This window comes from Vibrio sp. E150_011 (assembly GCF_053544015.1).
Map to the genome: position 1 here is coordinate 119,877 of NZ_JBHFOL010000010.1, position 26,945 is coordinate 146,821.

Sequence of the window (26,945 nt, forward strand, 5' to 3'; positions counted from 1 at the left end):
TATACTTTTTATTTGCATTTTAAGGCTTGATATGTATTATGTTGTCGCTAATTTCCATACTCACGTCTTAGAGATTAGCTGTGTCCCTTTCTCCACGTTCCGTATCGAATTCCTCTGTGCAAAACCAGAACATTTTTACCGTTTCTCGCCTCAATGCAGAAGTCCGCTTACTGCTTGAAAACGAAATGGGAATAGTCTGGTTGATTGGCGAAATTTCCAACTTTTCTGCGCCGGTTTCTGGCCACTGGTATCTCACTTTAAAAGACGCTCGCGCTCAAGTGAAATGTGCCATGTTCAAAGGCAATAACCGACACGTGGCATTCAAACCTATGAATGGCAACCAGGTACTAGTTAAAGCTCGGCTATCATTGTATGAACCTCGTGGCGATTATCAGCTGATCATCGAATCTATGCAGCCTGAAGGGGATGGTCGACTTCAACAAGAGTTTGAAAAGCTCAAGATGTCGCTCGCAGCAGAAGGTTTATTCGCACAGTCGTTGAAAAAAACATTACCCGCACACCCTAAATGTGTAGGTGTTATCACGTCAAAAACGGGCGCCGCCCTCTATGACATTTTAGATGTTTTGAAACGTCGAGATCCAAGCTTACCTGTCATCGTTTATCCAACCATGGTACAGGGTGATAACGCAGCGATAGACATTGCTCAGGCAATAGGACGAGCGAATACTCGCAATGAGTGTGATGTTCTCATCGTAGGTCGTGGTGGTGGTTCTCTTGAGGATCTATGGAGCTTCAATCATGAGATCGTCGCTCGTACGATGGCAGCCAGCCAAATTCCAATTATTAGCGCAGTAGGACACGAAGTTGATGTCACTATCGCTGACTATGTAGCCGATGTACGCGCACCCACTCCAAGTGCCGCAGCGGAGCTCGTCAGTAATGACACCTCTCATAAAAGAGAATCCTTGCTCACTAAGCAACAACAGCTACACCACTTATTAAGGGTCTACCTCGCTGAGAAAAAACAGCACTTACAGATAAAGATCCAAGCCCTAAATACTCATCATCCAAAGCACCAACTCCAACGCCAAAATCAATTGCTTGACGAGGCGGAGTACCGATTAAGTGCAGCAATGCGTCAGCGTCTATCGCAAGAAACCATGCGGATGAAAGCAAAAGAACATCGCCTGACGCTATGCTCGCCGGTAAAAAAACTGCAGCAACAACAGTTTCAAATGCAGCAATCTGAGCAGCGCTTAAAGCAGGCTATGGACCGCCAACTAACGCAGCTACGCCACCAATTTACAGTTGCTGTGGAAAAACTCGATACTGTTAGTCCACTTGCCACTCTAAAGCGTGGCTATTCCATTACCCAAGATGGTAAAGGCCGAGTCATTACCGCGGTAAACCAAATAGAAGTGGGTGACTCGATGACAACCCAAGTAGAAAAAGGTGTCATCGAAGCAACCGTGACAAAAATTCGACCGGTTTGATTCGGTTCATTCGTGCAATCAAGAGCGTGATAACTATTGATTGCACTACCAATATATTCTAGGTCCACCGCTTATTTTGAGCTCACTGCTTATTTTGGGCTCACTGGAATAGGTTGGAATTCAACGACGACTCTGGACTTAGATTTCAGTTCATTACACGTCGGGCAAAAATAACTCGCAGACCCACAAGCCTGCAGCTTTTCTAGCACCTCTTCGCAATCAGGACAAAAACCTACCTTACTAAAATGCTCATTGCACGATGAGCAATAATATTGTCCATCCCACCCCAATTCAGATTCACACTTGGGACAGTGGTTATTTTGCTGTATCACGATGGATCCCCTAATACCAATTTCTTCGTTGCATTATCTCGTATCAGCCACATAATAGAAACAGAAAGCAGCAGTATCGACGTGTTGAGCTTACTTCTGGTTTTGATGATCTTATCGCGATCCTATGCAAAAGCTATCTTGATCAGCGATCTGCTCCTAAAAGAACATTTATATAACCACACACCGAAAGCATAAGTTACATATCCTGCATTTGGACTTTGCGCAAAATAAAACTCTACTCAAGCATTGAAAGATACAGCATTTAAGAATTTAATAAAAAGATCATCTTGGCTATTATCGATTTACATAGGTATGCATCTGTATATACGTAGATTCTATCATTTGGAGCTCAATACTGACTTGGGATAACTCTGCGGTAGATGAAACATGTGTCCCCCCGCAAGGCATAACAACCACCGCATCACTCATTTCCCATTCCCAGTAGCGTGAACTGGTCAAATAGGGGCCCTCTAATCTCATTCGAATTGATGTCGGTTTGGCAAGCCAATGCTGTAACACGGCATTGACCTCAGATTCAATCTGAACTAAGTCCGCCAACACATCAGCGGTATTAAGACCGCGTTTCTTTAAGGTCTTACCAAGGCGATACAGGTCGACACAGCGCTCAGGAAACACCTCGCTTTTTTCTTGTGCGTAGCTGTTAAAATCGTAATGACCCAATCCATCCGTGCGGTCAGCAACTTTACGCCAATATTGATTCGCTAAGACTTTATTGAGTGCCAATGATGCGATGTGCCCAGCGCTGTGACCACGGCTTAAGCTTAATTGATAGTCACGGTCCACTTTAAGACTGATCGTTTGGTCTGAGAACAGCTCAAGCTTTTCTTTTACACGGTGTACAACAACGAACAGCCAACCCTCTGTATCTCTCTTAACTGGGATTTCTTTTCCAACATAAAGGGTAGTCGTCGCTAGCTCTACCGCGCCAACCAGGCAATCAAAGACCTGGTAGCACTCTCCTTTAATGGTTACCCACCCTATATCAGCTGGGTGATCGGGCCAAATATGGCTGACGGGATGGAAAGGCGTATTTTCAACCACAATGTCGGTATGTGTTGAATGATTAACGCTGAGTTGTACAAAGGTTTCCATTGAATCGAGTTCATGGCAAAAATAGGTTTTTGTCGCTGTGATCATTTTCATTCCTTCAAACCAAAAAAAAGCCCACTGATAATCAGCGGGCGTTTCTATTATTGCTATTGTTTATTTCTTCGTACGACCTTTCATCATCGTCATCAAGCGTTTATGTTTACGCTCTTGCGAAAGGGTCATCTTATTCGTTTTTCCTTCGAACGGGTTTTCGCTGTTCTGGAACTGAATTCGAATCGGCGTGCCCATTATTTCTAATGCGCGACGATAGTAATTCATTAAGAAACGTTTGTACGAATCTGGCAGCTCTTTTACTTGGTTGCCATGAATAACAACGATTGGTGGGTTATAGCCACCCGCGTGCGCGTATTTTAGCTTAACACGACGTCCACGTACCATCGGCGGTTGGTGATCGTCAGTTGCCATTTTCATGATACGAGTAAGAACTGAGGTACCCACTCGTGTCGTCGCTGATTTATAAGCTTCTTGCACAGATTCAAACAAGTGGCCAACACCCGTTCCATGCAAAGCCGAAATGAAGTGGATTCTAGCAAAATCAACGAAGCCAAGGCGACGGTCTAATTGCTTTTTAACCTCATCCTTAACGTCATTTGCAAGTCCATCCCATTTGTTTACTGCAATCACAATAGAGCGACCAGAGTTTAGCGCAAAACCGAGTAAGTTCAGGTCTTGATCTGAGATATTCTCACGGGCATCAATAACGAGTAAAACCACGTTGGCATCTTCGATGGCTTTCAGGGTTTTTACCACTGAAAACTTCTCTACGGTTTCATTGATGCGTCGACGACGACGAACACCTGCGGTATCAATTAGTACGTATTCACGCTCATCACGCTGCATTGGAATGTATATAGAGTCACGCGTGGTCCCAGGCATATCATAAACGACGACGCGTTCTTCCCCTAGGATACGGTTAGTCAAGGTTGACTTACCAACATTAGGGCGACCAATGATTGCCAATTTGATTGGTTGATCTTGCAGGCGTTTGAATTCCTCTTCTGCTTCTTCTTCGGTGTAATCAAGTTTCTCTTCTTCTGAATCTTCAAACTCAGTAAGATCTTCAAGTTCACCATTGGCTTGTTCAAGCGCTTCTGCAAAAGGATTCAATGCTAGATCAATCAACACCGAGACACCACGACCATGAGCGGCTGCGATTTGGTACATAGACTCCATACCAAGCTTCCAAAACTCTACGCTGGCTGTATCAGGGTCTATACCATCAACTTTATTTACTACTAAAATGGCTGGTTTATCAATTTTACGTAGATGCTGAGCGATAGCTTCATCTGATCCAGTCAGACCCGCACGACCATCAACCATAAACAATACAACATCAGCTTCATCAATTGCCGCTAATGACTGTTCTGCCATTTTTGTTTCAACACCTTCTTCAGTGCCATCGATACCACCAGTATCGATCACAATGAATTCATGCTCACCTAGCTTCGCCTGACCATATTTACGGTCTCGAGTTAGTCCAGGGAAATCTGCAACCAACGCATCACGAGTGCGAGTTAGCCTGTTAAACAGGGTCGACTTACCTACGTTTGGACGTCCAACTAGGGCAACAACAGGTACCATAATAACCTCTATACTTATCTTGTTATGTGGTTATAGGTAAAATCTTGCTTTCCTATAACCACATCATTATCCATCTATCCGAGTACGAAAAGATCCTTTTGCTTCGCAGCAATAAAACGGCTCCTAACTGAAATCAGCAAGGAGCCTTATGTGAATTATATCACGATTTTTTAGTTGATCGTCAGTTTCTTTATTTCACCATCACGATTCACGATGATGTAACCGCCAGGGACCATCGTTGGTCCAACAGACAAGCCACTATCGTTCGTCATTTGCTGAGAGACAAAATACCCTGTCTCACGATCTAACCAATGCAGATAACCTAGGCTGTCACCCACGACGATGAAACCATCAACAATCACTGGCGCTGTAAGTTGTCTATTTTCTAACAGATCATTTTCCCATAGCTCGGTACCGCTTCGTGCATCAACAGCAACAACATGATCGTTGTCGGTAACTAAGTAAAGGTTACGGTTGTCTGTCGCCATGTCCGTAGCTGAAGAGTAATTACGTTTCCAAATTGGGTTACCTGAGCGTAAATCAATAGAGATCAACTGTCCGTTAAACCCTATTGTGTACAAGGTACCGCCTAGGATGACCGGTGATGCATCAACATCGACCAAGCGATCAATTTCAGTTGCACCTTTTGGTGTCCCTACCGGCTGTTGCCATATAAGTTGGCCACGCTCGATAATCGCTGCCGCTAGACGCCCGTTTGCCGTTCCCCAAAATACACCACCAGAGACGGTGGCGGGTGAACTATCTCCGCGCAATGTTAGGTTTGGAACGTCGGTACTGATAGCCCAACGTTCTTCTCCAGTGCTTTGTTCTAGCGCGACTAATAAGCCTTGGCTGGTATGTACCATGATCAGGTTAGAATCAGCGACGGGCTTAGCCAGTACCTCACCATTAACCTTTGCACGCCACGCGACTTCACCCGTTTCTACATCAAGAGCAATCACTTCGCCATTTTCACTACCAATATAAATCTTTTGATAGGCTGCGGCGATGCCACCAGACAAGCGAGCCGTGTCATCTTCTTCGAGATCTATTTGCCATAACGTATTGCCATTCTCAGGATCATACGCTTTGACAACACCATCTCTACTTGCGACAAATAACTTGTCATACGAATACGCAGGTGACAGTTTTGAAAAAAACTGCCCAATACCGTCACCAATGCTTGATGACCATTCGGTTGTTGGTGAAAACTCACTTTGAACGACCGGTAATGGTGCCATTATGATGGTGTCTTCTTCACTAGAACACCCCACCAACACGCCCAATACCGAAATAGAAAGTAGGACTTTCTTAACGAATCTATTCATCGGTTAAGCCCTTACTTAGCAAGATCGTCCAGTTTAATTTGTAGCCCTTGACTTGCATCTTGTGCTTGCTGTGCTTCTGTATACGCTGAATAAGCTGCGTCACGGTCACCGGCTTTAATAGCAATATCACCACGGAGCTCAGCGACACGACCAGCCCAAGCTTCATCAGAGACTTTATCCAACTCAGCTCTTGCACCATCAACGTTGTCTTGTTCCGCCATTATTCTCGCAATACGGTACGTGACCAACGGAGAAACCGCCTCATCCTTCGTATTACTTTGAGCCCACTGTAACTGCTCTAAGGCTTGATCAAGATTGCCGGCTTCAACCTGAGCTTTTGCTAGTTGCAACGCAGCCAAAATTGAATATTCCGTTGTTTTACTGCTATCGATAAAGCTTTGGACGTCGTCACTTGCATCCACGCCTTGCGCTGCGAGAGCTTGTATTACTTTCGTGTACTGCTCAGAAGCCGCTTCTTGAGCTTCAACCGCTGAGTCTTGATAGTAACGCCAGCCGAATAAGCCACCTAAGCCAACAACAACGCCTAATACAACCGCTTTGCCGTTCTCTTGCCACCAATCTTTGATCGCTTCTACTTGTTGTTCTTCAGAATCGTAGAGTTCCACTTCCTGTCCTCTTAAAATAATGCCATCGCTGTCCAAATAAGAGGTCGTGCTATAAACGCCTCTTATTTATTCATAAGACAGGATTTAAATAATATCTGCTAATTTAGCGACTAACTCATTAAGCGCAACTGTTTCTTGTGAGCCACCTTGTAAATCTTTGACCACAACCGTGTTCTCAGCGACTTCAGTGTCACCTAGAACCAATGCGTACACCGCGCCTACTTTATCAGCTCTCTTAAACTGCTTCTTAAAGTTGCCGCCACCAAAGTGGTTCATGACACGGATACCAGGGATAGATTCACGAAGGTGCTCAGCGAGTTTAACGCCTGCCGTCATCGTGCTATCACCAGAAGTAACGACATAAGCATCAACACTACGACGTACTTCGGTCAGCTCTAACGTTTCCATCATTAGAACAAGGCGCTCCAATCCCATTGCGAAGCCAACCGCTGGCATTGCTTTGCCACCCAATTGCTCGACGAGACCATCATAACGACCGCCACCACAAACCGTACCTTGTGCACCTAGACTTTCAGTAATCCACTCAAATACCGTGCGGTTATAATAATCTAAACCGCGAACAAGACGTTGATTAACCGTATAAGCGATGCCTGCTGCGTCTAATAATGCACACAAGCCAGCAAAATGGGCTTTTGATTCTTCGTCCAAATAGTCAGACAGCTCAGGAGCATCAACGAGAATGGCTTGAACATCTTTATTCTTACTGTCAAGAACACGTAACGGGTTGGTGTGCATACGGCGCTTACTGTCTTCATCCAACACATCAATATGCTGCTCTAAGTGAGCAATCAATGCCGTGCGATAATTCGCTCGAGCTTCCAGTGAGCCAATTGAGTTCAACTCAAGACGGACATGTTCATTAATACCCAATTCACGCCATAAACGTGCGGTCATCATGATCAGTTCAGCATCCACGTCAGGGCCATTGAGACCAAATACTTCAACACCACATTGATGGAATTGGCGGTAGCGGCCTTTTTGTGGGCGTTCATGACGGAACATTGGTCCCATGTACCACAAACGTTGTTCTTGGTTATAGAGCAAACCATTTTCGATTCCCGCACGAACGCAACCAGCCGTACCTTCAGGACGAAGCGTTAGACTGTCGCCGTTGCGGTCTTCAAAGGTATACATCTCCTTTTCAACCACGTCCGTTACCTCGCCGATCGCACGGCGAAATAAGTTTGTCATCTCAACAATTGGCATACGGACTTCATTGTAGCCGTATGCACTGACAACCTGCTTAACCGTATTCTCTACTTTTTGCCACAGTGGAGATTGTGTTGGAAGGCAATCATTCATGCCTCGAATTGCTTGTATTGTTTTAGCCACAGTTACATACCGTTATCATTGAGATTATTTGTCGATTTGATTAATGTCGATTCGATTGCTTTCATCTAAGATTGAGGCTTTAGCCCTAATTTTAGCTTCTAACTTACTGATTAGATCGTCATTGTCCAAGCGCTCTTTTTGACGTTTACCGTCCTCATAAAAAGCGCTTTTTTTATTGCTGCCAGCTAATCCAAGGTGAGACACTTCTGCCTCTCCTGGTCCATTCACCACACAGCCTATAATGGATACGTCCATTGGAGTAATAATATCTTCCAAACGTTCTTCAAGCGCATTGACCGTATTAATGACATCAAACTCTTGGCGAGAACAGCTTGGGCAAGCAATAAAATTGATACCGCGTGAGCGAATTCTCAGCGATTTTAAGATATCAAAACCTACTTTGATTTCTTCAACCGGATCTGCGGCTAAAGAAATTCGCAGTGTGTCGCCAATACCTTCTGCAAGCAACATGCCTAAACCCACAGAGGATTTAACGGCCCCAGCTCTTGCTCCACCAGCTTCAGTAATGCCGAGATGGAGGGGCTGATCAATTTTCTTTGCTAACAAACGATAGGAGTCAACCGCTAGAAATACATCAGAGGCTTTCACGCTGATCTTAAATTGATCAAAGTTCAAGCGATCCAGAATATCCACATGGCGCATTGCTGACTCTACCAACGCCTCAGGTGTCGGTTCGCCATATTTCATCTGGATTTCTTTCTCTAACGAACCACCATTGACGCCGATTCGGATAGGGATATTCTTATCTCTTGCACAATCGACAACAGAACGAATTCGCTCTTCATTACCGATGTTACCAGGGTTGATCCGTAAGCAATCCACCCCATATTCAGCAACCTTCAATGCAATTCGGTAATCGAAATGGATATCAGCAACCAGGGGGACCGAGACTTGTTTTTTTATTTCTCTAAATGCTTCTGCCGCATCCATTGTTGGCACTGAGACACGGACAATATCCGCCCCTACATTTTCCAACGCACGGATTTGGGCGACGGTCGCTTGCACGTCCGTCGTACGCGTGTTTGTCATGGATTGAACGGCAATTGGAGCGCCGTCACCGATAGGTACATCACCCACATAAATACGCGTAGATGGGCGACGTTTAATTGGAGATTCGTGATGCATAGTAAATATCTAAGGTAAGGTGAATCGAGCTACTTTGCCTGAAGTATACCCAGAAAGGTCAACAGGTTCACTCGCAAATGTCATAGAAACCTTTTCTGGCGCGCCTAAAATGATCTTAAACGGCGCAGTGCCGTTCACATCTACTCGCTCTCCGGGTTTCTTGATGCCTGTCGTAATGGTTTTCCCGTTGGCATCCTTTACTTGGATCCAACAATCACCTTCAAACGACATTGTAAGATTCGTTAACCCAATTTCAGCTGTTTTTTTTTCCACTGGAGCTACTTCACTCTCGACTTCCTCAGAGGCCGTTGAAAGGTTCTCTTCCGTGGCTGAAGCATCAATTGTGTCTGTTACATTTTGCTCAGTAGCCGGCGTTGATGATTCCAACACAGCAGAAACATCAAGAGTCTTAACCGGTGCAGTTTCAGCATCAGAAACGCTTTCAAAATTAGTGTCTTCGATAACCGCAGATTCAGCAACCTCAGCACTAGGTTCACTAGTATCTGCAATTTCAGACAAGGTATCTTTTTGTTGATTCTGTAGCCACCAAATCGAAGATATACCGATAATAACGGCAAAGATGCCCCAGGTAAGTTTCATGATTCGGCTATCATGTTTTTCTTTATTCGTTTTCTTAGAAAAGCTCTGCATTGCTTGTTCGCTATGCTGAGCTTCTCCATGATGATCGATTGCGCCCAGCACTTCTTTTTCGTCAACGCCAACAGCTTTAGCATATGAACGAAGATAACCGCGCGTAAAGGTAGCGACCAGTTCACCATCAAACTCGTTTGCTTCTATCTTTTGAATCAAAGCGACTCTTAGGCGAAGCCTATCGGCAATTTGCTTTTGAGTAAGCCCTAATGCCTCACGTTTTTGCTTTAAAATTGTGCCGGCTAAAACAACGTCTTTGTCTTTTACTACGTCGTCGGTATTCATCTTCGTTTCTGTGCTCATTAATTTTGTACTTCTTATAGTTGGTACTGTAGTTGATGCACACTTATTTCATTTTATTTATTGGTGCTTACCAGCTTCAGTATAGTCAATCGAATGCACTACCTGTTTTTACAGCATAGTCCCTAATGGCCAACGTCAACGAGGTATTCATTACCGAACTGCCGACGCTATAATATGTTCTCACTGAAAGAATCAATGCCCAAAGCCTGAGATTATCAATTCCGGCGTACCATGATAGTCGATTATGATCGTGAGTTAAAATAACCAATCGTAAATCATTACGAATACACGCTATTTTGATTAAAAAATAACAAAACTTACGTCAATCAGGCGACGGTTTGAACTATTTGATTAATAAAAACAATATTTGTTCCCTAATGGAAAAAATAATTGTATCAGTTTGTGGCTGCGATCGGATAAATACCGTGTATTTACACTTTATGTATTGGTACAAAAAAGCCAAGTCGAAACTTGGCTTTTAAATCACGCAAATTATTACAGTGTCTTGACTGGAATCTCTTCCGCACCTTGTAACGCTGGTTGCTTCGTTCGTTTCGTTCTGTCGATCACGTCGCCAACCAATTGGCCACACGCTGCATCGATGTCATCACCACGTGTTTTTCGCACCGTGACGGTATAATCGTATTGCATCAACGTTTTCATAAAGCGATCAATACGAGAATTACTTGGCTTTTTATACGGTGAGCCCGGATAAGGGTTAAATGGAATTAAGTTAATCTTCGCAGGCGTATCTTTAAGCAACTCAGCGAGCTCTCGAGCATGGTCCATATCATCATTGACATGATCGAGGAGAACATATTCAACCGTTACTCTGCCACGGTTGGCATTTGATGAGGCAATATAACGCTGAACTGACGCCAAAAAGTCTTGGATATCCCAACGATCATTGATCGGCATGATTTCACTACGAAGCTTATCATTAGGTGCGTGCAAAGAGATGGCAAGCGCTACATCGATATTGCCGGTCATTTGGTCAAGACCCGACACAACACCTGAGGTTGAGACAGTGATACGGCGTTTTGACAAACCAAAGCCATAATCATCAAGCATCAACTCTAGCGCTGGTATCAAGTTTTTCATATTTAGTAGAGGCTCGCCCATCCCCATCATCACGACATTCGTGATCGGGCGGCGGCCAGTCTCTTTTTGCAGACCAATCTCACGCGCAGCGCGCCAAACCTGACCAATAATTTCTGATACTTTTAGGTTACGGTTAAAGCCTTGCTGAGCCGTAGAGCAAAATGTACACGCTAACGCACAACCCACTTGAGATGACACACACAAAGTGGCCCGATCATCATCAGGAATATAAACGGTTTCAACATCTTGATCCCCTACTCGCATCGCCCATTTTATGGTGCCATCCGATGAATGCTGAGCTTCTGAAACAGTCGGAGCCTTTATTTCGGCAACTCTCAACAGCTTCTCACGAAGTTTCTTGTTGATGTTGTTCATTTTCTCAAAGTCATCACAACCGAAATGGTAGATCCACTTCATTACCTGATCAGCACGAAAGGCTTTCTCGCCTAGCTCTTCTTGGAAAAACTTGCGCAAGCCCTTGCGATCAAAATCGAGTAGATTGACTTTTTGTACGGTCATGTTGCCTCTTAAATGACGAAGATTCTGTTAAGGGCGCGAATTGTACAGCCTTTAGCCTCCTGCAACAAGCGCAACAAAACCTTAAAATAATAAGGCTTTCATTTATAAGTGAACATTTTTCATACAGTAAAGAAGAGTGGCAATAAAAAAGGAGGCCTCAGCCTCCTTTTAATCTTCAGCACTCGATTAACGAGGGCAGATTTCAGATTCTGGAAAGAAAAATTCAATTTCTCGCGCTGCTGATTCAGGGCTGTCAGAGCCATGCACGGAGTTATAACGCATACTTAGCGCATAGTCAGAACGAATGGTGCCGCACGCGGCTTCTTCTGGGTTTGTTTTCCCCATAAGCTCACGGTAACGAGAGATCGCATTCTCCCCTTCTAAGACCTGAACCATAATAGGTCCCGATGTCATGAACTCACGTAATGCGCCAAAAAAAGGTTTGCCTTCGTGCTCCGCATAGAAGCCTTTCGCTTGGTCATCCGTTAAGCGAACCATTTTAGCAGCAACGATACTCAAACCGGCTTTTTCTATTCTGTGATAGATTTCGCCAATAAGATTACGCTCTACTGCATCGGGTTTAACGATTGAAAATGTTCTTTCTAGGGTCATCGTTTTTCCTTTCTTTTTTATTATCAGTTGTTTTCTATTTTTTAGATTGTTCTACGAGTAATCGAGCAAGAGTGCGTGTCCCCATACCCGTTGCGCCAGCGGCCCATTTATCAGAGCCAGACTTGCGATATGTACCGGCACAGTCAAAGTGCAGCCAACCTTTCTTATAATCTTCAACAAAGTACGATAAGAACGCAGCAGCGGTGCTGGCACCTGGTGAGTAATCGCCACTACTGATGTTGGATAAGTCGGCAAAGTTTGATGGCAACATGCTACGGTGGAAGTCAGCAACAGGAAGTGGCCAGAGCCCTTCTTTTTCTTGATTGGCATGCGTTAGAGCTTGATGAGTGAGCTCGTCATCAAACGATAAAACAGCGTGGTAATCATTCCCCAATGCATTCTTAGCCGCACCGGTTAATGTGGCGCAATCGATGATCATTTCTGGGTTCTGTTCACTCGCAAAAATTAGACCATCCGCCAATACCAAGCGTCCTTCCGCATCAGTATTCATGATCTCAACCGTTTTACCATTTTTGTAGGTAATAACGTCGCCAAGCTTTAACGCTCGTCCTGAAACCATGTTTTCTGCGCAGCAAAGAATAAGCTTCACTCGCTTGTTCAATCCACGAAGAATAGCAAGACCTAGGCCGCCTGTAATCGTGGCTGCGCCGCCCATGTCAGCTTTCATCGCCGTCATGAAATTTGAAGGTTTCAAGCTATAGCCACCAGAATCAAACGTAATTCCTTTGCCGACAAGACAAGCAAATACTGGCGCTTCAGGGTCGCCTGTTGGATTATAATCGAGTTGGAGCATAGCTGATGTGCGCTCAGAGCCGCGACCTACCGCAAAAATACCCGTCCACCCTTCAGTTAACAGGTCTTTGTCTTTAACGATACGATAAGTCACATGTTCTGGTGCGGTCGATTTAATAAACTCGGCAGCCATCGTCGCTAATTGGCGAGGTGCGACTTCTTCTGCACTTTTATTGATGATGTCACGAGTCCAATTAGACGCTTTGATGCGTGCATTCAACTCATTGTTATCCGCTTCAGATAGCGTCGGCAGTTCAACTGTCGTGGTTTTCTTCGGATTACGATACCCTTGGTAAAAAGCCCAAGACGCTTCCAAATCCCACTCACCCCCTTGTAAAACAACACTCGTAATACCTTGAGCATCCAATTTACGAGCCGCTTTTTGAATAACATCTAGCTCTAGGTTATCGCTGATATGAATGGTAACGCCTGACTCTAGATAGGAAAGAGTCGCGTTTTCGCCCCATTGAGAAGGAGCCACTTCTTGGCTAAGAAATACTGACAGTGTGTTAGACATGGTTTCTCCTTGTCTTGTCCATTTTTATGTTTCATCGTACCTGTAATTCCAAGATGTTAGCATTATGTAGAGTCAATACCAATGACAGGCCCATCCGATTTAATAACAATGTAACAAGTCGGTACAAAAAAACGGGCCAAAGGCCCGTTTTTTTTATATTTAGTCAGCGAATTTGCTTACTCAAACTCATCCATCCAGCATAATATGACGGCTTCCAAGATCTTTTCATTGGAACGATTTGGCTCATCGTCAAATTCATCCAACTCGATGATCCATTGATGTAAGTCCGTAAAACGTACCGTTTTAGGATCCGTCTCAGGAAATTTGTCACACAACTCAATGGCGATATCGCGCGAATCCGTCCATGTAATACTCATAAGCTCTCCTTAGCAGACCGATTAGTGGTCTTCTGACGCGTGGTTAAGTGTATATTTAGGGATTTCAACAACCAGGTCTTCATCCATCACTTTTGCTTGGCACCCAAGACGAGACTCGGGTTCAAGTCCCCACGCTTTATCGAGCATGTCATCTTCTAACTCTTCACTTTCATCAAGAGAATCAAAGCCCTCACGCACGATAATGTGACATGTGGTGCAGGCACATGACTTCTCACATGCGTGCTCAATTCCGATACCATTCTTTAAAGCAACATCTAATACCGTTTCACCCGGTTTCGCTTCTAAAACCGCACCTTCAGGACAAAGGTCCTCGTGAGGTAATACAACAATTTTTGGCATGACTACTTGGTCCTTACTTTTAAATATTGTCGACTGACTGACCAGCTAAAGCTTCTCGGATAGATTTATCCATTCGACGAGAGGCAAAATCTTGGCTGGCTTTATCAGTGTCTTTAATACCTTGTTCAATTGCATCGGCACTGTCGCCATTGCGCAATTGGATCAATGATTCTATCGCATTCATCAACGCTTGCTTACCGGCTTCATCTAACAACTCATCGCCATCTGCCTGCATTGCAGCGACCAGTCCTTCAATCACTCGGTCCGCTTCAACGCGCTGCTCCGCTAATGCTCGTGCGAGCATATCTTCTTTAGCGAACGTCATTGAGTCCTTGAGCATATTGGTGACTTCTTCATCACTCAACCCATAAGACGGTTTCACTTGGATTTCTGATTGAACACCGGTGCTTTTTTCCATTGCGGTCACAGAGAGCAAACCGTCTGCATCAACTTGATAGGTGACTCGAATGTGCGCAGCCCCCGCCGTCATCGGTGGGATCCCTTTCAAAGAAAAGCGCGCTAATGAACGACAGTCATCAATCAGCTCCCTTTCACCTTGAACAATATGCACAGACATCGCTGTTTGACCATCTTTGAACGTCGTAAACTCTTGCGCCTTGGCAACTGGAATTGTTGTATTACGAGGCACAATTTTTTCAACCAAGCCGCCCATCGTTTCAATACCGAGCGACAATGGAATCACGTCTAAAAGTAGCATCTCAGAGTCGGGTTTATTCCCCACCAAGATATCGGCTTGAATAGCCGCGCCTAACGCGACCACTTCATCAGGGTTAATGCTCGTAAGTGGTGTTTTACCGAAGAACTCTCCAACCATATCGCGAACTAGAGGGGTACGAGTCGAGCCGCCGACCATCACGACTTCTAAGACCTCATCGGCCTCAACTTCTGCATCGCGCAAAGCACGACGGCATGACATCAACGTTTTCTTCAATAAAGGTCGAACAAGATCATTAAATGTGTCGCGCGTCAGTTCTCCTTGCCAATCCAGCACAGAGATCGTGGCACGCTCTGCCTCACTTAGATCGATTTTAGCCTGAGTAGCCGCATCAAGCAGTTCGCGCTGTTGAGCCGAAGATAGCGCTGACATTCCGATTAAAGATTGGATGTGATCAGCGATAAGATGGTCAAAGTCATCGCCGCCCAACGCCGAATCACCGCCGGTTGCCAGTACCTCAAAAATGCCTTTTGATAAGCGTAATATGGAGACGTCAAACGTCCCACCACCGAGATCATACACGGCAATAACACCTTCTTGACCGCTATCCAGTCCATAAGCGATCGCGGCAGCCGTCGGTTCGTTAAGCAAACGAAGCACATGTAATCCCGCTAGATTTGCCGCATCTTTGGTTCCGACACGCTGCGCGTCGTCGAAATACGCGGGTACGGTAATGACAACACCCGCAAGATCGCCACCCAATGACGCTTCTGCGCGAGCCGCCAATGCCTTAAGGATATCCGCGGAGACTTGAATAGGGTTTTTGTCGCCGTTCATCGTTTGCAATATCGGTAAGCCGTTGTCGCTTTCGACTAGATGGTAAGGCAATGATGGGTAGCGTGATCTAACGTCTGTTAATGAGCGACCTAATAGGCGCTTTACAGAGACAATTGTATTCTCTGGGTCTTTCGATGCGTTATTTCTCGCATCGTAACCAACCGTTACTTGCTCTGGTGAGTAATGCACAGCAGAGGGAAGGATTTTTCGACCTTGTGAATCTGAAAGTGTTGAGGTCTCGCCACTTTTTACACTTGCGACCAATGAATTAGTGGTGCCTAAATCAATACCCGCGGCCAGTTTATGTTCGTGTGGTGCAGAACTTTGTCCCGGCTCTGCGATTTGAAGTAATGCCATTCAAATATCCTTGGAGGCTGTGATTAACCAAGCAGTTTTTCTTCTAATTGTTCTATTTCGCTTTTCAGCTTGGCGATAAATTTGAGTTTCCGAATACTATCTGCAGCGCTATCCCAATGGCCGTTGACCAGCTCATTCGTCAGACTTGATAGGTGTTCGTTAAACATTTTGCTTACCTGACGTTCAAAGTCAAAAAGTTCTTCTTCTGCATCAGGTGAATTCGCGACGTCTTCGAGGGTTTCACGCAGCTCCATTTGTTCCATAAGAAACAGAGGATCCTGCAATGTCCTGTGCTCTCCCCGAATATCAATGCCGTTTTCAGCAAGTAAATATTCCGCTCGAGATATGGGCCGTCGTAATACTTCATACGCATCATTGATCTGTGCGGCTTTTTGTACCGCCAGCAAACGATCTCGCTCTGAAGCTGTCGAAAAGTTATCAGGGTGAAAGCGCTTTTGAAGCTCAAGGAACTGAGAAGAAAGAAGGCTACCGTCCAGCGGAAACTGAACAGGTAGCCCAAATAGTTCAAAATGGTTCATATCGTATGACTCGTAGTAATGGAGCTCAGTAAACTGAGCTCCTTATCGGTTAAACATTAAAGCTTTCACCACAACCACATTCGCCTTTCGCGTTCGGGTTATTGAATTCAAAGCCTTCGTTCAAACCTTCTTTTACGTAATCCAGTTCTGTTCCATCTAAATAGACAAGGCTCTTAGCATCGATGATCACCTTTACACCAGCGTGCTCAAAGACTTCATCACCATCGTCAAGGTCATCAACGAATTCAAGCACGTAAGCCATTCCTGAACACCCAGTTGTTTTGACACCTAGGCGCAAACCAAGGCCTTTGCCTCGATTATCTAGAAATGCTTTTACTCGACTCGCTGCTGCGTCTGTCATGGAGATGGCCATACTACAACCTTATCTGTTTATCTATTGAATCAATTCTGTGGGTATCAACCCGGTATTTAGTCGCGCTTTTTCTTGTAATCAGCAACCGCGGCTTTAATCGCGTCTTCTGCAAGAATAGAACAGTGCACTTTTACTGGTGGCAATTCCAACTCATCAGCAATTTCTGAGTTTTTAATTGCAGCGGCTTCGTCTACTGACTTGCCTTTAACCCATTCTGTTACCAGTGAGCTTGATGCAATCGCAGAGCCGCAGCCGTAGGTTTTAAACTTCGCATCTTCGATAATACCTTCTGGTGTTACCTTGATTTGCAGTTTCATCACGTCACCACATGCTGGTGCGCCTACCATACCACTACCTACGCTTGGGTCATTTTTATCAAATGAACCAACATTACGTGGGTTCTCATAGTGGTCAATTACTTTTTCACTGTACGCCATAATTTATTCCTCGAATCCTCTATTTCCTTGAGATTAGTGGTGTGCCCACTCGACCGTATCAAGGTCAATCCCTTCGTTATACATATCCCATAGAGGAGACATGTCGCGTAATTTATTCACCGCTGTCTTAAGCTGCTCAATCGCATAATCTACTTCTTCTTCTGTCGTAAAACGACCAAAAGAGAAACGAACAGAGCTGTGTGCAAGCTCATCGTTGAGACCCAGCGCACGCAGAACATAAGACGGCTCTAAGCTCGCTGAAGTACACGCCGAACCCGAAGATACGGCTAGGTCTTTCAACGACATTAATAATGATTCACCTTCGACAAAAGCAAAGCTAATGTTCAGGTTATGCGGTACTCGCATCTCAAGGTCGCCATTCACAGTGACCGCTTCAAGATCTTTAACACCTGCGTAAAGACGTTCGCTTAATGCTTTCGCGTGTTCATAGTCTTTCTGCATATCTTGTTTAGCGATAGCAAACGCTTCACCCATACCAACAATCTGATGAGTAGCAAGTGTGCCCGAGCGGAAACCACGCTCATGACCGCCACCATGCATTTGCGCCTCGAGGCGAACACGTGGTTTACGACTCACGTAAAGTGCACCAATACCTTTAGGGCCATACGCTTTATGAGCAGATAATGAGATCAAATCAACTTTCATCTCTTGTACATCAATTGGGATTTTACCCGCAGATTGAGCCGCATCGACATGGAAGATGATCTTTCTGCTACGGCATAACTCACCGATTGCCGTAATGTCTTGAACGACACCAATTTCGTTGTTCACGTGCATGATAGAGACTAACACCGTGTCTTCACGCATTGCTGCTTCAAGCTTGCTGAGATCAATAATCCCGTTGCTTTCAGGTTGAAGATAAGTCACTTCAAACCCTTCACGCTCGAGTTGACGGCATGGATCTAATACCGCTTTATGTTCGGTTTTGCACGTAATTATGTGCTTGCCTTTCTTACCATAAAAGTGCGCAGCACCTTTTATCGCAAGGTTATCTGATTCTGTTGCGCCCGATGTGAAGACAATTTCACGAGGGTCAGCGTTGAGCAAATCTGCGACTTGCTCACGTGCATTATCGACTGCTTCTTCTGCCTGCCATCCATAACGGTGTGAACGTGATGCTGGATTACCAAACGTTCCGTCCATTGTCATGCATTTAACCATTTTTTCAGCGACGCGTGGGTCAACTGGACAAGTGGCAGAATAATCTAAATATATCGGCAGTTTCATTCTTTACTCCAATGTAAAAGCAACACTACTTACGAGCGAACATTGATACCGATGGGCGCGGCGTTATTATTCTTTCTTGAAAACCCATTATTTACCGTAAGGTCAATGTCCTGACGGTCAGAAATTTGTAGGACTTCATTATCCACCATCAACTCACCGAGAGTGATGTTGTTTAAAAAGTCGCTAATGCGAGAACTCAAATCTCGCCACAATGTGTGAGTTAAGCAACGTGTACCGCCCTGACAATCACCTTTGCCAGCGCACTTTGTTGCGTCGACTGATTCATCGACGGCAGCAATAACGGTACCAATAGAAATATCAGTGGCGTCCGAGCCTAAGCGATAACCACCACCAGGACCCCGCACACTTGAGACTAATCCAGCTTTACGCAGTTTTGAAAACAGCTGTTCTAAGTAAGAAAGGGAAATCCCTTGACGCTCAGAAATATCGGCCAGTGGGACTGGACTTTGCTGCGAATGCAGAGCGACATCGAGCATCGCCGTTACTGCGTATCTTCCTTTTGATGTTAATCTCATATCACACGTTTCCACATTGTCTTTGTGGGAACAATTTTTTCATACCTGACTATTTTAGTCAAGTATTCATTTGACTAAAATAGTCAGGTATTCATCCACACAGTTAGTGCGGTTAAATATCTTTGGAATTCGTTTTCTCGATAGAGGTCAAAATGCCTCGCAAGGTATTGATTTCTTGAGACTCAGGGCGAGCTCGGCTGAATAGTCTACGTAACTTATTCATCACTAAGTTCGGCTTATCTTTAGATATAAATTGGGTATCCGTGATCACTTTTTCAAGGTGTTGATAGAATAATTCCAACTCTTTATGACGAGGATAATCAGGCTCATCTTGAGCCGGAAATTGTTGGCTTGCTCTATCGAGATGAGCAACCCGAACTTCATAACTCAACGTTTGAACGGCCATGGCCAAATTTAACGAACTGTATTCTGGGTTAGCTGGGATGCAGGTATGATAATGACACAACTGTAATTCATCATTAGTTAGACCGGTACGCTCTCTACCAAACACTAACGCTACAGGATGTTTTTCGCTTTCCACAGCAAAACGCTGACCACATTCACGAGGCTCTATCATAGGCCAATCTAATGTACGAGAGCGCGCACTTGAGCCAACAACTAGGCCACAATCTTCTATGGCTTCTTCTAAAGTCGAGACAATAGTGGCACCTAAAGCGATATCACTTGCACCCGCAGCTAAAGCAACGGCTTGTGCGTCTACTTCACATTGGGGATCAACCAATACCATCTGGCTCATTCCCATTACTTTCATCGCACGGGCTGCCGAACCAATATTCCCCGAGTGGGACGTCCCAACAAGAATGATCTTAACGTTGTTTAGCATTGTCAAATAGCACCAAGATTACAAAATCGACGAATAATAACATAAACCCGACTAAAATAGTCAGGGTCTTTTTATTCACGCCGATGACAGGACAAAAAATAACCACTTCCTTTTTCTTCAATCTTTGGTATACTCGCCGCCGCTTTTTGTTCTTTAACATCCGTTGGGAAAATTCGTATGCATCCAATGCTAAATATCGCTATACGCGCAGCGCGTAAAGCTGGCAACCATATTGCTAAATCACTTGAAAACACTGATAAGATTGAATCAGTACAGAAAGGCACTCAGGAGTTTGTCACTAACGTAGACAACGAAGCTGAAGCACTCATTATCCATACCATTCAAACCTCTTACCCTGAGCACAGCATTGTTGCTGAAGAAAGCGGTATGATTGAAGGTAAAGATAGTGATGTTCAATGGATCATCGACCCACTGGATGGCACCACTAACCTTATCAATGGTTTCCCGCACTTTTGTGTTTCTATTGCTGTTCGCATTAAAGGCAGAACAGAAGTAGCGTGTGTTTACGACCCAATGCGCAATGAGCTATTTACCGCACAACGTGGTTCTGGCGCTCAACTCAATAACGCTCGTATTCGCGTTACTCCTTTAAAAGATATCAAAGGTACCATTATCGGTACTGGCTTCCCATACAAGCAAAAGCAGCATTCTGAAAGCTTTTTCAAAATCATGTCTTCAATGTTTGTTGAGTGTTCTGACTTCCGTCATACTGGCTCTCCAGCACTTGACCTTTGCTACTTAGCAGCAGGTCGCGTAGATGGTTACTTCGAGCTTGGACTAAAGCCTTGGAACATGGCAGCTGGCGATCTTATTGCTCGTGAAGCAGGCGCTATTGTTACTGATTTTGCTGGCGGAACAGACCACATGAAATCAGGCAACATCGTTGCTTCAAGTGCTCGTGGCGTGAAATCAATGCTTAAACACATTCGTGAAAATTCAAACGAAGGTATGCTTAAGTAAGTCATAATGACTAAGCGCTAAGTATTGAATTGTAATCCCGGCCATCGGCTGGGATTTTTTTTACCTGTTGCTTTTCTTCCTGCTAGTTTTCATTAATCAATGAATAATAGAAACCTACCCTCAAAAAAAAGGCCGCTCTGAGAGCGACCCTTTTCATTCAACATCAAAGAACTACGGCATTTCGTCGAACTCTTCGCCTTCTTTTTCTATCGGTGTTGGCATCAAGTGCTCACGCTGAATACCAAGTTTCAGAGCAAGGGCTGAAGCCACATAGATTGAAGAATAAGTACCAACAGTAATACCAAGCAATAGTGCTAATGCAAAGCCATGGATCATCGCTCCGCCTTGCGTAAACAACGCAATGACCACAAACAATGTCGTGCCAGACGTAATTAACGTACGGCTTAGCGTTTGTGTAATCGAGCTATTCATGATGTCTGGCGATTCACCTTTCCGCATCTTACGGAAATTCTCACGAATTCGGTCAAAAACTACGATGGTATCGTTGAGTGAGTAACCAACCACGGTGAGCAATGCTGCCACAATGGTCAAATCAACCTCTATCTGTAATAGAGAGAAGATACCTAAGGTAATAATAACATCGTGCGCCAGCGCCATAACAGCACCCGCCGCTAAGCGCCACTCAAAACGTATCGAGACATAAATCAAGATACAGATCAGTGAGACTAAGATGGCCAGACCACCCGCTTCCGTTAGCTCATCTCCCACATTCGGGCCGACGAATTCAATACGGCGCATTTCAACACTTTCGCCCGTACCTTCTTTGATTGCACTCAGGATTTGATTACCTAGCGCTTCAGCTTGAACACCATCACGCGGGCGTAAACGCACCATGACATCACGAGAAGAACCAAAGTTCTGCACGGTTGCATCGCCAAAGCCTTCGGCATCCAATGCGCTACGCACATCTTCAAGGTTCGCAGGTTGCTCAAAACCAACTTCAATCAGCGTACCGCCGGTGAAATCTAGCCCCCAATTTAACCACTTCGTAGACAGAGTAAATAATGCTGCAGCAATCATTACGAGTGAGAACGCAAATGCTACTTTTGACCAACGCATAAAGTCGATCGTTTTGTCCAATTTCATTATCTGAAACATAACTAATTCCTAGATCGACAATTTTTTAACGCGCTTGCCGCCATAAACCAGGTTCACTAAACAGCGAGTACCAATGATTGCGGTAAACATAGAGGTAATAATACCGATTGAAAGTGTCACAGCGAAGCCTTTGATAGCCCCCGTACCGACAGCAAACAAAATAATGGCAGTAATTAGCGTCGTAATGTTGGCATCGGCAATCGTACTAAATGCGTTTGCGTAGCCTTGTTGGATCGCTTGTTGAGGATTGCGTCCGTCTCTTAACTCTTCCCGTATTCGCTCAAAAATCAGTACGTTGGCATCAACTGCCATACCGACCGTCAGTACAATACCAGCGATACCAGGGAGCGTCATTGTCGCGCCAGGAATCATCGACATCACACCGATAATTAAAACGATGTTTGCCATCAAGGCACAGTTAGCAAAAAGACCAAAACCACGGTAGTAGATAAGCGTAAACAGCATCACAGCAATCATACCGGTAATACACGCCATGATACCCATATCAATATTCTGCTGTCCCATTGATGGACCAATGGTTCTTTCTTCAACAATAGAGATAGGTGCAATCAAGGCACCAGCACGAAGCAACAATGCAAGGTTATGGGCTTCAGCCGCAGAATCGATACCCGTAATTCGGAAGTTACGCCCCAGCGCCGATTGAATCGTTGCTTGGTTGATCACCTCTTCGTGCTTATCAAGAATGACTTTGCCTTCAGGGGTGCGCTTACCACTGTCTTTATATTCCGCAAACACTGTTGCCATCAGTTTGCCGATATTTTGACGAGAGAACGCCGCCATTTTATTACCACCTTCGCTATCTAGCGAGATGTTAACTTGTGGACGACCGTATTCATCAGCACTTGAGCTCGCATCGGTAATGCTTGCTCCGCCAAGGATTATACGCTTCTTCAGTACAGCAGGACGACCATCACGATCAAACTTAATCTCACTGCCTGCAGGCGCACGGCCACTAGCCGCAGCCGCTAGATCAGCGCTGCTATCGACTTCTCGGAACTCAAGGGTTGCCGTTGCACCAAGAATCTCTTTCGCTCTTGCCGTATCTTGAACACCAGGGAGCTCAACTACAATACGACTCGCGCCTTGACGCTGCACTAATGGTTCAGCAACACCAAGCTCATTCACACGGTTACGTAGAATGGTAATGTTCTGCTCGACAGCATAATTACGGATTTCTTGTAGGCGGGTTTCTTTAAAACGAGCAACAATAGCAAAGCGCCCATTAGTATTGGAATCAAAGAAATCCATATCTGGATGCTTTGACTCTAATGATGCCAATGCTTGTGCAAGCTGCGCTTCATCTCGAAGTAAAACCTCGACGGCGTCTTTTCCTGAAGGGCGAATCGAGCGATAGCGAATGCGGTCTTCGCGCAATTCACTTCGAAAGGCTTCTTCTTGTTGACCAACCAGCTTGTCCATGGCCGCATCCATGTCGACTTCCATTAAGAAGTGAACACCACCACGTAGATCGAGACCTAGTTTCATTGGCGCAGCACCAATTGCTTCAAGCCAATGAGGCGTTGCGGCTGCAAGGTTAAGGGCAACTATAGAATCTTGACCTAGAGCTTCACTGATTACGTCTCGCGCACCGATTTGAACATCAGTATTGTTGAAACGAACCAAGATTGAGCCATTTTCTAAGGCAATGGATTTATAAGAGAGTTGCTCTTCATCTAGAGCTTGAGTGACAGTATCCAGCGTCGACATATCAACAGAGGCGCCACGCGCCCCTGTAATTTGAATAGCCGGATCTTCACCGTATAAGTTGGGAAGCGCATATAATGCTGCGATAGCAATGGTGAAAATCACCATTAAGTACTTCCACAGGGGATAACGGTTTAGCACAGCGAGGATCCTTTAGCTGTTTTTATAGAGACTTCAGCGTACCTTTTGGTAGCACTGCAGTGATGAAATCTTTCTTGATAACCACTTCGTTGTTATCGTTTAGCGCGATAGCAATGTAGTCGTTGTCTTCAGCAATCTTAGTAATTTTACCAATTAGACCACCGTTTGTTAGCACTTCATCGCCTTTGCCCATAGATGACATTAGGTTCTTGTGCTCTTTAGTACGCTTTGCTTGTGGGCGGTAGATCATGAAGTAAAAGATCACTGCAAACATGCCAAGCATAATCAACATTTCAAAACCACCGCCTTGTGGAGCGGCTTCAGCAGCGTAAGCTGAACTAATCAAACTCATTGGAAAACATCCTCGTTAAATGTAAATACATATTCAAAATTGGGCTATCCCCCTATCTTTTCAAGAAGCAAACAGTAACTCAATGTTTCTTCACCCTTTAAGTGCACAAAAAATGTGACGTAGAGCTAGGAATTGTTAGCTACTGTCAGGATAGCCGTAAATTTAACCAATTATTTCATATCAATTGGCGGCACTTCGCGATCGCGACGTGCGTAAAACTCTTGTACAAATTCTTCAAAACGGTCTTCGTCAATGGATTTACGAATGCTTTCCATCAGGCGTTGATAGTAGCGAAGGTTGTGAATCGTATTCAGGCGTGCGCCCAAAATTTCGTTACAACGATCAAGGTGATGCAAGTACGCTTTCGAGTAATTCTTACACGTGTAGCAGTCACATTCTGGATCAAGAGGGCTCACATCTGTTTTATGTTTGGCGTTACGGATCTTAATCACGCCGCCTGTCACAAACAAGTGACCATTACGAGCATTACGTGTTGGCATAACACAATCGAACATATCGATGCCACGGCGAACACCTTCAACCAAATCTTCTGGTTTACCTACACCCATCAGGTAGCGAGGTTTATCTTCCGGAAGTCTTGGAGTTGTGTGTTCAAGTACACGGTGCATATCTTCTTTTGGTTCACCTACTGCTAGACCACCAACGGCATAACCGTCAAAGCCAATATTGGTTAAACCATCAACGGAGACATCACGAAGGTCTTCATAGACGCCACCCTGAACGATACCAAATAGCGAGTTCGGGTTATCAAGCTTATCAAAATGATCTCGAGAACGCTGAGCCCAACGCAGAGACATCTCCATCGATTTCTTTGCTTCGTCGTGAGTCGCAGGATAAGGCGTACATTCATCAAAAATCATGACGACATCTGAGCCAAGATCTTTTTGAATTTCCATGGATTTCTCAGCATCCATGAATACTTTGTCGCCATTTACTGGGCTACGGAAATGCACACCTTCTTCAGTGATTTTACGTGTCGCACCTAGACTGAATACCTGAAAACCGCCTGAATCGGTCAAGATAGGTCCTTTCCAGTTCATGAAATCATGTAAATCACCGTGTAGCTTCATGATCTCTTGACCAGGGCGTAGCCAAAGGTGGAAAGTATTACCAAGCAAGATCTCCGCTCCGGTGTCTTTCACTTCTTCAGGTGTCATACCTTTCACGGTACCGTAGGTACCAACTGGCATAAATGCCGGGGTCTGCACGGTACCGCGTTCAAACGTCAATTGACCACGGCGGGCATGACCATTTTTTTTCTTAAGTTCGTATTGTAATTTCACGAAGGCTCCTATTCGCCAGAGACACAGTCTGACTCAATGTCAAAACGCACTAACAAGCGTAGCTTGTCGCACTCGATTGCACTGACATTTCTGTCCAATGCTTGATGGTCATCCTTACCAAAACTCTCACTGATTCCTTGAGTGAAACGAAAAACTAATACCGAACGCTAATCGGCTTTTTTAGTGATGAACATTGCATCACCATAGCTAAAGAAACGGTATTCACTATCGACCGCATGCTGATACGCGGCCATGACGTTATCGTAGCCAGCAAATGCACTCACTAACATAATAAGCGTCGATTCTGGTAGATGGAAGTTCGTCACTAAACAATCGACGACTTGGTACTCATAACCAGGGAAAATGAAGATTTCTGTATCCCCGAAAAACGGCGCTAATTCCGTTCCTTTTGCTTTCGCGTCTTGAGCCGCGCTTTCTAGAGAGCGTACAGACGTTGTCCCGACAGCAATGACTCGCCCACCACGTGCTTTGGTTTCAGCGACGGCTTTCACCACTTCTTCAGATACTTCAACGTATTCAGAGTGCATATGGTGGTCGTCGATATTGTCGACTCGGACAGGCTGGAAAGTGCCGGCACCAACGTGTAGTGTCACGTAGGCGAAATTCACACCCTTTGCTTTTATTTCTGCTAATACTTTGTCATCAAAATGCAAACCAGCGGTAGGCGCTGCAACGGCTCCGGGCTTTTCATTGTAAACCGTTTGATAGCGTTCTTTGTCAGTGTCTTCATCAGGTCTATCAATATACGGCGGCAGCGGCATATGACCGATGTCATTTAATACCTCGAGTACCGTTTTGTCAGATTGCACTTCAATCTCAAACAATGCATCGTGTCTAGCGACCATGATCGCTTGATAATCATCGTTTTCACCAAGAAATAGTTCAGTTCCCACCTTTGGCGATTTAGAACAACGAACATGAGCTAATACACGTTTATCATCGAGCATGCGCTCAACTAACACCTCTAACTTGCCACCCGATGCTTTACGTCCAAACATTCTGGCAGGAATGACGCGCGTGTTATTGAACACCAATAAATCGCCGGGTTGAACCAAACTGGCAATGTCGGTAAAAGTTTTATCTGCCACTTCGCCTGTATTGCCAGTGAGCTGCAATAACCGGCTAGCGCTGCGCTCTGCTTTAGGGTAGCGGGCGATGAGTTCGTCAGGTAGGTCGAAGTGAAAATCTGAAACTTGCATAACACCAATCTTTCTTAATCTATGACATGAAGGGCGAAAAATTTCGCAGCGG

General features: G+C 44.9%; 27 protein-coding genes. 2 read left to right on the forward strand and 25 right to left on the reverse strand.

What is annotated here, in order from left to right:
* Positions 1 to 116: 116 nt before the first annotated feature.
* Positions 117 to 1,454 (forward strand): exodeoxyribonuclease VII large subunit, encoded by a 1,338-nt coding sequence (gene xseA, locus ACE1OE_RS15840; RefSeq protein WP_102471035.1) that lies wholly within the window; start codon positions 117 to 119, stop codon positions 1,452 to 1,454.
* A gap of 89 nt (positions 1,455 to 1,543) precedes the next feature.
* Here the strand turns inward: xseA and ACE1OE_RS15845 are convergent, their stop codons facing one another.
* The 20 genes from ACE1OE_RS15845 to trmJ all read right to left on the reverse strand — a co-directional run bounded on the left by ACE1OE_RS15845 (position 1,544) and on the right by trmJ (position 20,051).
* Positions 1,544 to 1,783, reverse strand: a complete 240-nt coding sequence (locus ACE1OE_RS15845) for a zinc ribbon domain-containing protein (RefSeq protein ID WP_449211627.1) — start codon at positions 1,781 to 1,783, stop codon at positions 1,544 to 1,546.
* Between the two features lie 297 nt (positions 1,784 to 2,080).
* Positions 2,081 to 2,944: an alanyl-tRNA editing protein gene (locus ACE1OE_RS15850; protein WP_449211614.1), complete on the reverse strand. Its 864-nt coding sequence runs from the start codon at positions 2,942 to 2,944 to the stop codon at positions 2,081 to 2,083.
* Between the two features lie 66 nt (positions 2,945 to 3,010).
* The gene (gene der, locus ACE1OE_RS15855; protein ID WP_102471038.1) at positions 3,011 to 4,498 is read right to left on the reverse strand and encodes a ribosome biogenesis GTPase Der; all 1,488 of its coding nucleotides are present in this window, start codon (positions 4,496 to 4,498) and stop codon (positions 3,011 to 3,013) included.
* A 170-nt stretch (positions 4,499 to 4,668) separates the two neighbouring features.
* The gene (gene bamB, locus ACE1OE_RS15860) at positions 4,669 to 5,826 is read right to left on the reverse strand and encodes an outer membrane protein assembly factor BamB (protein WP_449211615.1); all 1,158 of its coding nucleotides are present in this window, start codon (positions 5,824 to 5,826) and stop codon (positions 4,669 to 4,671) included.
* Between the two features lie 11 nt (positions 5,827 to 5,837).
* A complete protein-coding gene (locus ACE1OE_RS15865; RefSeq protein WP_102471040.1) occupies positions 5,838 to 6,452 on the reverse strand; it encodes a YfgM family protein in 615 nt (204 codons plus the stop codon).
* An 84-nt stretch (positions 6,453 to 6,536) separates the two neighbouring features.
* Positions 6,537 to 7,805 (reverse strand): histidine--tRNA ligase, encoded by a 1,269-nt coding sequence (gene hisS / locus ACE1OE_RS15870; protein ID WP_102471041.1) that lies wholly within the window; start codon positions 7,803 to 7,805, stop codon positions 6,537 to 6,539.
* A 24-nt stretch (positions 7,806 to 7,829) separates the two neighbouring features.
* Positions 7,830 to 8,951: a flavodoxin-dependent (E)-4-hydroxy-3-methylbut-2-enyl-diphosphate synthase gene (gene ispG / locus ACE1OE_RS15875; RefSeq protein ID WP_102471042.1), complete on the reverse strand. Its 1,122-nt coding sequence runs from the start codon at positions 8,949 to 8,951 to the stop codon at positions 7,830 to 7,832.
* Between the two features lie 9 nt (positions 8,952 to 8,960).
* Positions 8,961 to 9,887 (reverse strand): cytoskeleton protein RodZ, encoded by a 927-nt coding sequence (gene rodZ, locus ACE1OE_RS15880; protein WP_449211628.1) that lies wholly within the window; start codon positions 9,885 to 9,887, stop codon positions 8,961 to 8,963.
* Between the two features lie 513 nt (positions 9,888 to 10,400).
* Complete coding sequence (locus ACE1OE_RS15885) at positions 10,401 to 11,525, reverse strand: bifunctional tRNA (adenosine(37)-C2)-methyltransferase TrmG/ribosomal RNA large subunit methyltransferase RlmN (protein ID WP_102471043.1); 1,125 nt, start codon at positions 11,523 to 11,525, stop codon at positions 10,401 to 10,403.
* 186 nt (positions 11,526 to 11,711) lie between these two features.
* Positions 11,712 to 12,137, reverse strand: coding sequence for a nucleoside-diphosphate kinase (gene ndk / locus ACE1OE_RS15890; RefSeq protein ID WP_102471044.1), 426 nt, complete (start codon positions 12,135 to 12,137; stop codon positions 11,712 to 11,714).
* 34 nt (positions 12,138 to 12,171) lie between these two features.
* Positions 12,172 to 13,467, reverse strand: a complete 1,296-nt coding sequence (pepB, locus tag ACE1OE_RS15895) for an aminopeptidase PepB (RefSeq protein ID WP_102471045.1) — start codon at positions 13,465 to 13,467, stop codon at positions 12,172 to 12,174.
* A gap of 176 nt (positions 13,468 to 13,643) precedes the next feature.
* The gene (gene iscX, locus ACE1OE_RS15900; protein ID WP_102471076.1) at positions 13,644 to 13,838 is read right to left on the reverse strand and encodes a Fe-S cluster assembly protein IscX; all 195 of its coding nucleotides are present in this window, start codon (positions 13,836 to 13,838) and stop codon (positions 13,644 to 13,646) included.
* Between the two features lie 27 nt (positions 13,839 to 13,865).
* Positions 13,866 to 14,204: an ISC system 2Fe-2S type ferredoxin gene (fdx, locus tag ACE1OE_RS15905; protein WP_102471046.1), complete on the reverse strand. Its 339-nt coding sequence runs from the start codon at positions 14,202 to 14,204 to the stop codon at positions 13,866 to 13,868.
* 19 nt (positions 14,205 to 14,223) lie between these two features.
* A complete protein-coding gene (gene hscA, locus ACE1OE_RS15910) occupies positions 14,224 to 16,074 on the reverse strand; it encodes a Fe-S protein assembly chaperone HscA (protein ID WP_449211616.1) in 1,851 nt (616 codons plus the stop codon).
* 23 nt (positions 16,075 to 16,097) lie between these two features.
* The gene (gene hscB / locus ACE1OE_RS15915) at positions 16,098 to 16,613 is read right to left on the reverse strand and encodes a co-chaperone HscB (protein WP_102471048.1); all 516 of its coding nucleotides are present in this window, start codon (positions 16,611 to 16,613) and stop codon (positions 16,098 to 16,100) included.
* A gap of 49 nt (positions 16,614 to 16,662) precedes the next feature.
* Positions 16,663 to 16,986, reverse strand: coding sequence for an iron-sulfur cluster assembly protein IscA (gene iscA, locus ACE1OE_RS15920; protein ID WP_102471049.1), 324 nt, complete (start codon positions 16,984 to 16,986; stop codon positions 16,663 to 16,665).
* Positions 16,987 to 17,042: 56 nt separating this feature from the next.
* Positions 17,043 to 17,423, reverse strand: coding sequence for a Fe-S cluster assembly scaffold IscU (iscU, locus tag ACE1OE_RS15925; RefSeq protein WP_102471050.1), 381 nt, complete (start codon positions 17,421 to 17,423; stop codon positions 17,043 to 17,045).
* A 33-nt stretch (positions 17,424 to 17,456) separates the two neighbouring features.
* A complete protein-coding gene (locus tag ACE1OE_RS15930; RefSeq protein WP_102471051.1) occupies positions 17,457 to 18,671 on the reverse strand; it encodes an IscS subfamily cysteine desulfurase in 1,215 nt (404 codons plus the stop codon).
* A 29-nt stretch (positions 18,672 to 18,700) separates the two neighbouring features.
* Positions 18,701 to 19,207 (reverse strand): Fe-S cluster assembly transcriptional regulator IscR, encoded by a 507-nt coding sequence (gene iscR / locus ACE1OE_RS15935; RefSeq protein ID WP_102471052.1) that lies wholly within the window; start codon positions 19,205 to 19,207, stop codon positions 18,701 to 18,703.
* 112 nt (positions 19,208 to 19,319) lie between these two features.
* Entirely contained in the window at positions 19,320 to 20,051 is a 732-nt protein-coding gene (trmJ, locus tag ACE1OE_RS15940) for a tRNA (cytosine(32)/uridine(32)-2'-O)-methyltransferase TrmJ (RefSeq protein ID WP_449211617.1), read from the reverse strand.
* 177 nt (positions 20,052 to 20,228) lie between these two features.
* Between trmJ and suhB the strand changes: the two genes are divergently transcribed.
* Complete coding sequence (suhB, locus tag ACE1OE_RS15945) at positions 20,229 to 21,032, forward strand: inositol-1-monophosphatase (RefSeq protein WP_372061882.1); 804 nt, start codon at positions 20,229 to 20,231, stop codon at positions 21,030 to 21,032.
* 171 nt (positions 21,033 to 21,203) lie between these two features.
* Here the strand turns inward: suhB and secF are convergent, their stop codons facing one another.
* The 5 genes from secF to queA form a co-directional block, all read right to left on the reverse strand.
* On the reverse strand, positions 21,204 to 22,151 hold the full coding sequence (gene secF / locus ACE1OE_RS15950; protein WP_102471055.1) for a protein translocase subunit SecF: 948 nt from the start codon (positions 22,149 to 22,151) through the stop codon (positions 21,204 to 21,206).
* A gap of 9 nt (positions 22,152 to 22,160) precedes the next feature.
* Positions 22,161 to 24,017, reverse strand: a complete 1,857-nt coding sequence (gene secD / locus ACE1OE_RS15955; protein ID WP_102471056.1) for a protein translocase subunit SecD — start codon at positions 24,015 to 24,017, stop codon at positions 22,161 to 22,163.
* Positions 24,018 to 24,039: 22 nt separating this feature from the next.
* Entirely contained in the window at positions 24,040 to 24,369 is a 330-nt protein-coding gene (gene yajC, locus ACE1OE_RS15960; RefSeq protein WP_102471057.1) for a preprotein translocase subunit YajC, read from the reverse strand.
* A gap of 170 nt (positions 24,370 to 24,539) precedes the next feature.
* Positions 24,540 to 25,673, reverse strand: a complete 1,134-nt coding sequence (gene tgt / locus ACE1OE_RS15965) for a tRNA guanosine(34) transglycosylase Tgt (protein ID WP_102471058.1) — start codon at positions 25,671 to 25,673, stop codon at positions 24,540 to 24,542.
* A gap of 167 nt (positions 25,674 to 25,840) precedes the next feature.
* Positions 25,841 to 26,893, reverse strand: coding sequence for a tRNA preQ1(34) S-adenosylmethionine ribosyltransferase-isomerase QueA (gene queA / locus ACE1OE_RS15970; RefSeq protein WP_449211618.1), 1,053 nt, complete (start codon positions 26,891 to 26,893; stop codon positions 25,841 to 25,843).
* Between the last annotated feature and the right edge of the window lie 52 nt (positions 26,894 to 26,945).